Origin of the sequence: Hydrogenophaga sp., assembly GCF_041633695.1 — a bacterium.
Classification (GTDB): Bacteria; Pseudomonadota; Gammaproteobacteria; order Burkholderiales; family Burkholderiaceae_C; genus Hydrogenophaga.
The window spans coordinates 1-8,945 of record NZ_JBFJMY010000159.1 but is presented as its reverse complement, the minus strand read 5'-3'; the positions used below and the strand labels follow the sequence as shown (position 1 = coordinate 8,945).

General features: G+C 62.3%; 8 protein-coding genes, 1 tRNA gene and 1 pseudogene. 6 read left to right on the top strand and 4 right to left on the bottom strand.

Annotated elements, in window-relative coordinates; translation table 11 throughout:
* A partial coding sequence (locus ABYB95_RS11500) for an NAD(P)H-hydrate dehydratase (protein WP_372658663.1) occupies positions 1 to 268 on the top strand: 268 nt, incomplete at its 5' end.
* Between the two features lie 23 nt (positions 269 to 291).
* Here ABYB95_RS11500 and ABYB95_RS11495 read toward each other — a convergent pair.
* On the bottom strand, positions 292 to 843 hold the full coding sequence (locus ABYB95_RS11495) for a YggT family protein (RefSeq protein WP_372658662.1): 552 nt from the start codon (positions 841 to 843) through the stop codon (positions 292 to 294).
* Between the two features lie 144 nt (positions 844 to 987).
* Entirely contained in the window at positions 988 to 3,285 is a 2,298-nt protein-coding gene (rnr, locus tag ABYB95_RS11490) for a ribonuclease R (RefSeq protein WP_372658661.1), read from the bottom strand.
* A gap of 34 nt (positions 3,286 to 3,319) precedes the next feature.
* Between rnr and ABYB95_RS11485 the strand changes: the two genes are divergently transcribed.
* Positions 3,320 to 3,404: transfer RNA gene (locus ABYB95_RS11485), tRNA-Leu, on the top strand.
* 181 nt (positions 3,405 to 3,585) lie between these two features.
* Here ABYB95_RS11485 and rimO read toward each other — a convergent pair.
* Together rimO and phaR are read right to left on the bottom strand one after the other, a co-directional pair.
* Positions 3,586 to 5,001 carry a 30S ribosomal protein S12 methylthiotransferase RimO gene (rimO, locus tag ABYB95_RS11480; protein ID WP_372658660.1) on the bottom strand — a complete coding sequence of 472 codons (1,416 nt, stop codon included), beginning with the start codon at positions 4,999 to 5,001 and terminating at the stop codon, positions 3,586 to 3,588.
* Positions 5,002 to 5,065: 64 nt separating this feature from the next.
* Positions 5,066 to 5,608 (bottom strand): polyhydroxyalkanoate synthesis repressor PhaR, encoded by a 543-nt coding sequence (gene phaR, locus ABYB95_RS11475; RefSeq protein ID WP_372658659.1) that lies wholly within the window; start codon positions 5,606 to 5,608, stop codon positions 5,066 to 5,068.
* Between the two features lie 428 nt (positions 5,609 to 6,036).
* On the opposite strand from phaR, the gene ABYB95_RS11470 reads away from it, so the two are divergent.
* The 4 genes and pseudogenes from ABYB95_RS11470 to ABYB95_RS11455 all read left to right on the top strand — a co-directional run.
* Positions 6,037 to 7,188: a tyrosine-type recombinase/integrase gene (locus ABYB95_RS11470; protein ID WP_372658657.1), complete on the top strand. Its 1,152-nt coding sequence runs from the start codon at positions 6,037 to 6,039 to the stop codon at positions 7,186 to 7,188.
* Positions 7,189 to 7,290: 102 nt separating this feature from the next.
* Positions 7,291 to 7,860 (top strand): antitoxin Xre/MbcA/ParS toxin-binding domain-containing protein, encoded by a 570-nt coding sequence (locus ABYB95_RS11465; RefSeq protein WP_372658656.1) that lies wholly within the window; start codon positions 7,291 to 7,293, stop codon positions 7,858 to 7,860.
* Positions 7,857 to 8,378, top strand: a complete 522-nt coding sequence (locus ABYB95_RS11460) for an RES family NAD+ phosphorylase (protein WP_372658655.1) — start codon at positions 7,857 to 7,859, stop codon at positions 8,376 to 8,378. Before ABYB95_RS11465 ends, ABYB95_RS11460 begins: the two co-directional genes overlap by 4 nt.
* Before the next feature lie 36 nt (positions 8,379 to 8,414).
* Positions 8,415 to 8,945, top strand: a pseudogene (locus ABYB95_RS11455) (hypothetical protein); the annotation flags it as partial.

Below are 8,945 nucleotides of genomic sequence, written 5' to 3'. Positions count from 1 at the left end.
GGGCACGGTGATCGCCGCGCCGGGGCGCTTGCCGCTCATCAACCCCACGGGCAACGCGGCCCTGGCCACAGCGGGCACCGGCGATGTGCTGGCCGGCATGATCGCCGCCGCGTGGGCCGCACCCGATTTCACGCCATCCACGGCGCACGACCGTGTGGCCTCAGCGGTCCATCACCACGGCGCGCTAGCGGACCGGTGGGCCCAGCAGCGCGCAACCGGTGAATACCGCCCCAATTTGACGGCCAGCCAGCTGCTGGCGGGCGGGTAATACCCGCTGGCGTAGCGCCGGAATCAGCCGAGCAGCATCAGCCCCACCTGCAGCAGAATCACCAGCACCAGCACCGACAAGTCGACGCCCCCGATCATGGGCACCAGACGGCGTACCGGGCGCAGAATCGGCGCGCACAAGCGGTCCAGCGTGGCCATCACGGGCGACTGCGGCTGCACCCAGGACAGGATGGCGTAGCCCAGCAAGAGAATCATCAAACCCTGCAGCACCGTGCGCAGAATCAGGCGCAAGGCCAGCGTGGGAATGCCCAGCATCAACGCGGCAGATGAGGTCGAGACCGGTGTCAGGGCCGACGCCAGCATGAGCCACAGACCGGCATAAGCCAGAGCCAGCAACAACGCCGTCATCAGACTGCCCCAGTCCACCTTGCTTTGCACCATGCTGCGCGGCAATACCCGCCGCACGGGAGCCACCAGCCAGTCGGTCAAGGCAATCGCCAGGCGACCCGGTTGGCCGGACATGTGGATGCGCTGCTGGTTCATCCAGGCGCGCAGCAAGGCCGCCGCCACCAGAAAGAAAAACAGCGTGTCCAGTAGGAAAAAAACAATGCGCATACCCCATCACCCTTCAATGCCCAAGCACGAAAAACCTTGACGTGACCGTCGATCGGTACCGAACGAGCCGCCAACCTAGGCAGACCTGTTCGATACGACGGCCGCAACACCGGAGCACTGCGCACAGCCCCGTCTCTGCCGAAATCACCTACGCGATTTGCGTGCCTTGGCCGACGGACCACGCGAATTGCCGCGCCCTGTCTTTTTACCTGCGGGCGGTTTCGCGCCCGCTGGGTCGGTCGACCGGGGCAAGGCCGCGCGATCCGACCGGACTTTCGGTTGCTCATCGCTCTGACGGCCACGCTTGGCCTGACTGCTGCGGCCTTTGCGCGGTTCGGCGTCGGGATTGTCCCGCGCATTGCCGGTTTTGTCGCGCATCGCGCGCAGCAAAATGTCTTCGTCCGCGTTCACCAGTCGGAAGTCGATCCGCCGTCCATCCAGGTCGACCCGGCTGACCTGCACCTGCACCCGCGAGCCCAACGCGTACCGGATACCGGTACGCTCGCCACGCAGCTCCTGCCGCACCTCGTCAAAACGGAAATATTCGCCACCCAATTCGGTGATGTGCACCAGGCCTTCGACATACATGGCGTCCAGCGTCACGAACAAGCCAAAGCTGGTGACCGAACTGACCACGCCGCTGAACTCCTCGCCCAGATGCTCGCGCATGTACTTGCACTTGAGCCAGGCCTCCACATCGCGGCTGGCCTCGTCGGCACGCCGTTCGTTGGCACTGCAATGCAGACCAGCGGCCTGCCAGGCCAGCGTGTCGGCCGATGGCTTTTTCGCCGGTTGCTCGGTGGGTGGCTTGGCCCGGCTGGCCAGGCGCTTGCTCAGCTTGGCGTGGGCTTCGCCCGGTGTGGGCAGGGCCGGCAACTGGTAGCGCTGCTGGGTCAATATGGCCTTGATGACCCGGTGCACCAGCAGATCGGGATAGCGCCGGATCGGGCTCGTGAAATGGGTGTACGCCTCGAACGCCAGACCAAAATGCCCGCTGTTGAGCGGCGTGTAGATCGCCTGCTGCATGGAGCGCAACAACATGGTGTGGATTTGCGCCGCCTCGGGCCGGTCTTTGGTCGCTTGCGCAATGTGCTGGAACTCGGACGGCTGCGGGTTGTCGCTGATGGTTTGCGGCACACCCATGGCCTTCAAGTAGTTGCGCAGAATTTCCTGCTTCTCTGGCGTCGGTCCTTCGTGCACCCGGTACAGGCCGGTGTGCTTGCTTTGAAGAATGAAATCGGCCGAGCACACGTTGGCGGCCAGCATCGCCTCCTCGATCAGCTTGTGCGCATCGTTGCGCGTGCGTGGCACGATTTTTTCAATCCGCCCCGACTCGTCGCAGACGATCTGGGTTTCGGTGGTCTCAAAATCCACCGCACCGCGCACCTTGCGCGCTTCCAGCAAGGCGCGGTACACGTCGTGCAGGTTCAGCAGGTAAGGCACCAGCGCCTTGCGCTGCGACGCTTCTGGCCCACGGGTGTTGGACAAAATGGCCGCCACCTCGGTGTAGGTGAAACGCGCGTGGCTGAACATCACCGCCGGGTAAAACTGGTAGGCGTGCACATCGCCCTTGGCGTTCACCAGCATGTCGCACACCATGCACAAGCGTTCGACACCCGGGTTGAGCGAGCACAGCCCGTTGGAGAGCTTCTCCGGCAGCATCGGGATCACCCGACGCGGAAAATACACCGAAGTGGCGCGGTCGTAGGCGTCGATATCGATCGCCGAACCGGTCTGCACGTAATGGCTCACGTCGGCGATCGCCACCAGCACGCGCCAACCCTTGCCGCGCCCCACCTTCGCGGGTTCGCAATAGACGGCATCGTCAAAGTCGCGGGCGTCTTCGCCATCGATGGTGACCAGCGGCACATCGCGCAAGTCCACCCGGTTCTTGTGGTCGGCTGAGCGCACATGGTCGGGCAGTCCACGCGCCTGCGCCATGGCGGCATCCGAGAACTCGTGGGGCACGCCGTATTTGCGCACCGCGATCTCGATCTCCATGCCCGGGTCATCGATCTCGCCCAGGACCTCTTTCACGCGTCCGACCGGTTGGCCGTACAGCGCAGGAGGCTCGGTGAGCTCCACCACCACAACTTGGCCCGGCTTGGCGGCGCCGGTTGCGCCCTTGGGCACGAGCACGTCCTGGCCATAGCGCTTGTCTTCGGGTGCCACCAGCCAGACACCGCTCTCTTGCAGCAAGCGCCCGATGATGGGTGAATCGGAGCGTTCGACGATCTCCGTCACGCGCCCCTCAGGGCGCCCTTTTCGATCCTGGCGCACGATGCGCGCCTTGACGCGATCCTTGTGCAACACTGCCCGCATTTCGTTGGACGGCAGGTAAATATCGGCCTGTCCATCGTCGCGGATTACAAAACCGTGTCCGTCGCGATGACCGGAAACGACACCTTCAAATTCTGCCAACAGGCTGTTTTTTTCGTTCACTTTTTCTCTGATATACTTGCGGTTTTCCTGAGATGCCCAGGTGGCGGAATTGGTAGACGCACTAGTTTCAGGTACTAGCGCTGCGAGGCGTGGAGGTTCGAGTCCTCTCTTGGGCACCAATCATAAAGGCTTGCAAACACGATGTTTGCAAGCCTTTTTTTGTGGTTGTTTCAGCATGGCTGGTCACCGTTTCCGCCAAGCTCGCAGACGGGCGCAAGCACTGCCCCAGTCCAGCGACCAAAACGGGACGCGCGCCCCGCTCGCCGCAAACCGGCACCAGCGGGGATCGGTCGGCCTGGGTCAAATCGGGACCGCCAACAAATCGTGCCCCTCGGCGGCCACGATGCGCGCCTTGGTGAACTCCCCCACCTTCAGCGTCTTGCTGATTTTTTCAGGGGGCAGCAGCCTCACCAGGCCATCGATCTCGGGGGCGTCGGCGTAACTGCGACCCACACCGCCCTTTTTCCCCATGCCAGGGGCAGAGTCCACCAACACCTGCATGGTGGCACCCACCCGCTGGCGCAGTTTCTCTGCAGACACGGCCTCGGCCACCGCCATGAACTGCGCGCGCCGCTCTTCGCGCAATGCGTCGGGCACCGGGTCGGCCAGGGCATTGGCGGCGGCACCTGCCACGGGCGAAAAGGCAAAGCAGCCGGCCCGGTCGATGCGCGCTTCGCGCAGAAAATCGAGCAGGTGCTGGAACTCGGCATCGGTCTCGCCGGGAAAACCCGCAATGAAGGTGCTGCGCACCACGATTTCCGGGCACAGCTCTCGCCAGCGGGCGATGCGTTCCAGGTTGCGCTCGCCGCTGGCCGGCCGCTTCATGCGGCGCAACACATCGGGATGGCTGTGCTGCAAGGGCACGTCCAGATACGGCAGACACAGGCCCTCGGCCATCAGGGGAATGATTTCGTCGACGTGCGGATACGGGTACACGTAGTGCAGCCGCACCCAGGCGCCAAAGGGCTTGGCGATCTCGCCGAGCGAGCGCACCAAATCCAGCATCCGGGTCTTGACCGGTTTGCCGTCCCAGAATCCGGTCCGGTATTTGACGTCGACGCCATAGGCCGACGTGTCCTGGCTGACGACCAGCAATTCCTTGACGCCGCCCTCAAACAGTTTGCGCGCTTCGGTGAGCACATCGCCGATGGGACGGCTCACCAGATCCCCGCGCATGGAGGGAATGATGCAAAACGTGCAACGGTGGTTGCAGCCTTCGCTGATCTTCAAATAGGCGTAATGCCGTGGCGTGAGCTTGATGCCCACACCGGGGATGGTATTGCTGGGACGTGAGGGCACGAGATCGGTGAACGGATCGTGCGGCTTGGGCAAGTGCGTGTGCACCGCGTCCATCACCTCGTTGGTGGCGTGCGGGCCGGTCACGGCCAATACACTGGGGTGCATTTGCTGCACCAGGTTGCCGCCACCTTCACCGGTTCGTGCACCCAGGCAGCCAGTGACAATGACTTTGCCGTTCTCGGCCAGCGCCTCGCCGATGGTGTCCAGGCTTTCGCGCACGGCGTCGTCGATGAAGCCGCAGGTGTTGACGATCACCAGATCGGCGCCGGCAAAGGTCTTGGACGTCTCATAGCCTTCGGCACTGAGCTGGGTCAGGATCAGTTCGGAGTCGGTCAGCGCTTTGGGGCAACCCAGGCTCACAAATCCCACCTTGGGGCTGGCGGTGGCTACGGGGCTGGGGGCAATGGTTGAATTCATGCCCCGATTGTCTCAGAGCGGCTTGCTCCACGCTGCCGAATCGGCCAGGCGACCCAAACACGGCTCAACGTTTGAGGCCCAGGGCTGCCAGCATCTGCTCGCTGTTTTTCTGCATTTGTTCCTGCATCTGGGTAAACGCGCTGGTGGACTGCTCCAGATACGTGCCCATCATGCCCTGCATCAAGGGCGATTGCCCATTCATGAACTGTTTCCAGGCGTCGGGGCTCAAACCGTTGGGCTGCTCGGTCATCTTTTGCTGCAAGCCCATGAAGATCTGCACATTTTTCTCTAGATAGGCGCCCATGAAGTCCTGCATGGCATGGCCGTAAAAACGGATGATGTTGGCCAAGACCTGTTCGGTGAAGATGGGAGAGCCCGCCGACTCTTCCTCCAGAATGATCTGCAACAGAATGCTGCGGGTCAGATCGTCGTTCGATTTGGCATCGCGCACCACAAAGGGTTCGTTGTCCATCACCAGCAATTTCACCTCGGCCAAGGTGATGTACGACGACGTGTCGGTGTCGTAGAGCCGACGATTGGGGTACTTCTTGATCACCCGCACATGACCAGAATTTTCGCTGCTGGTTTCGGCCTTGCTTTTTTGCACAAACAACTTTCTGTAGAGGGCGGATCAAATGTCCCAACCCAGGCGATAAGGATACACACCATTCTAGAAAGCATGGTACGCCCGACCAGCATGGGTTTACCCTGAAGATTCGGCCCCAGTCCGCTGGCTCGCGCACCGCAGGCCCCTGCCTGTGTCCCAGCGTGTGATGCACAGGCGAAAAAAAACCCGGCATGCGCCAGGCTTTGATCCATCGAATTTTTTGGTAGGCGCGATTGGACTCGAACCAACGACCCCCACCATGTCAACGCAAAAATCAAGGACCTACATGGATTTCTAAGGACTTGATTTCATTAACAAATTTCAACTTTCCATCCAAAGAAAGCCGGCGCTTTCCACCCATTTTTTCCGTACAATTTCCGCACGGTCTCCGTACTCCACAAAGACCGTCACGCAACGGGAGATGGGCCATGCAACACATCCACCAAGTCGCTCAACGCGCTCGTCTCGCGCCTCGACGCGAACCATACTGGGCGCCTCTCAGCAAGGGCCGCCACGTGGGCTATCGCAAGATGTCGGAGAACACAGGCACCTGGATCGCACGCTTCTACGACGACGGCACACGCAAGAAAACATACAAGGCCCTCGGTGACTTTTCTCTGCTGCCGGACCATCAGCGCTACGACTTGGCAACGCGTGCAGCAACGCAGTGGTTCGAGCACATCTCAAGAGGCGGCCTGGCCACCGTCACCACGGTCAAGGATGCCTGCGACCACTACGTGACCCACCAGCGTCGCATGCGCTCCGAGAAAGCAGCACATGACGCGGAACAGCGCTTCAAGAACTACGTACTTAACGACCCCAAGCTGGCCGCCATGGACTTGGCCAAGCTGACGCCCAGCCACATCGCGGCGTGGCGCAAGGCCTTGCAGGACAAGCCCAAGAAGAACGGCAAGCCGCGCTCGGACAGTTCTTTCAACCGGGACATGACCTGCTTCCGCGCGGCGCTCAACCTCGCCCTGGAGGATGGCTTCGTCACCAGCAACTTCGCATGGCGCAGCAAGCTCAAGCCCTTGAAAGGTGTGGACCGACGGCGCGAGTTGTACCTCAACATCAACCAGCGCCGCACCCTGATCGCGCACGCCCAAGCAGACCTTGCTCTGTTTCTCCGTGGCATGTCCGTCGTGCCGCTGCGACCGGGGGCACTCGCGCAGTTGCAGGTTGCCCGCTACGACCCACGTCTGCAGACTCTCTCCATCGGCAACGACAAGGCCGGCCGGGGCCGGCGTATCGCCCTGCCGAAGACGACCGCCAAGTTCTTCGAGAAACTCTGCAAGGGGCAGCCGGAAACGGCACCCATCTTCCGGCGCGCCGATGGCAAGGCATGGAACAAAGACGCCTGGAAACACCCGGTCAGCGACGCCGTGATCGCCGCAGGCCTTCCTGTTGGCACCACTATGTACACCCTGCGCCACTCCACCATCACTGACCTGGTGCAAACCGGCTTGGACACCCTGACCGTGGCGCAGATCGCCGGCACCTCCGTGCGGATGATCGAGCTGTACTACGGCCACCTGACCCGCGAACACGCGAAAACCGCCCTGGCCACGCTGGCGCTCTGAAGAAAGGCCCTCATGCGCTACCCCCTTGACTCCCCGAGAGTGCACCCCAAATTCTCGCCTTATGGCACACTATCAGTGCCAAATGGCAGAAAAGGTGCCTCCATGACGACCAAGGAAACCCATGCCCGCCGCCACGTAACGACTGGCTCCTGGGTATTGGCGGGCGATCCCCAGCCCCACATCTCAGCTGAGTTGAGGAAGCGCTATCGCGCGCTCATCGACGCCAACGGCACGCATCTGGTGATCGCGCTGGAACTGCTGGGTGGCCACAAGGTGTTCTCCCATGCGCCCGAAAACCTGCTGGACGTCCATCGCTGGGTATCCCATGGCATTCCCAGCGTCTCGATCACCCACTTGGCCCTCGCCGTAGAACCGCTCTCGTCGCACACCTTGAGCGAAGCGCTGGGCGTCAGCCTGCGCACCCTGCATCGCAAGAAGGGGGCGCCAGGCGACACCCTAAGCGTGGCGCAGGGTGGGCGCACCTTCAAGTTCGCCGAAGTGGTCGCCAAGGCCACCGTGGTACTCGGAAGCCGGGAGACCGCCGTGCAATGGCTGACCTCCCCCGCCATTGGCCTGGACCAGCAAAAGCCCATCGATCTACTGGCAACGCCCGTGGGCACCCAACTCGTCGAAGAGCTGCTCGACCGCATCGAGCACGGGGTCTACGCTTGACGCGCGACCACCCAATGATGCCCGTCCCCCGGCTGGGCACAGGTGTTCCTGTGCTCGCCTGGCGCCTGGACCGCGAGCACTACGCCAACACCTGGGACAGCGGCATTGGTGCAGAGAAGTTGGGCGGCCGCTGGAACGCCAAAGGTCAGCGCGCCGTGTACTGTTCGATCGACCCCAGCACCGCGATCCTGGAGGTTGCGGTGCATGCAGGTTTTCCGGTGTTGGACACCCAACCTCACATGCTCACCTGCGCGGAGATCATGAAAGAACCGATCCACGTCGTGCAGCCAGAGGACGTGCCCAACCCGGCTTGGCTGATCCCCGGCACGCCCAGTGCCGGCCAGCAAGCTTTCGGCAGCCAGTTGCTCGCGCAGCACGGCATTGTCCTGCTCCCGAGCGCCGTGTCCCGGTTCAGTTGGAACCTGGTGATCGAGCCCAGTGTCGCCAAAGACAGATACCGTCAGCACTCGCAGGCACCGTTCGTTCTCGACACGCGCCTGCATCCTCCCAAACCGTAGTCAGGGTGGCGGCCACCTACACATCGGCGAACAGCAATGACCAGTACGCTGGCAGCCGGTAGCGCACCGATGCGATCAGCCCCTGCAGGAATCGGCGCCTCCATCGATGCGCACCGGGCGCACCCGGAAGTCGATCTGGAAAGGCACAGCCGGAACAGGCAGATCGAACTGGCTACGAGCCTGAAGGGGCGACGCGCCATCTATCTGGATCTCAAGTTCTGGATCGGTATCCGAGACGCCCAGGCCGCCGGTCCCACACCCCATCCCTACAGCACTCTGCTGGCCTCGCTCCGCGAAGCTGCGGCTGATGGCCGCGCGTTCTGCCCCATCTCGGACAGCTGCTTCCTGGAAGTCTTCAAGCAATCGGACGCCAGCACGCGCCGAAGGACCTCAGCGCTGATCGATGAGCTGAGCTTGGGGGTCACGATTATTTCGTTCGATCTCCGCATCGGGACCGAGATTGCCCATCTGCTGCATGCAGCACTCACGCCAGAGGAGGTCTATCCACTGGATCATCTCGTCTGGACCAAGCTCAGCTATGCACTGGACTACTTCAGCCCGCCCGTC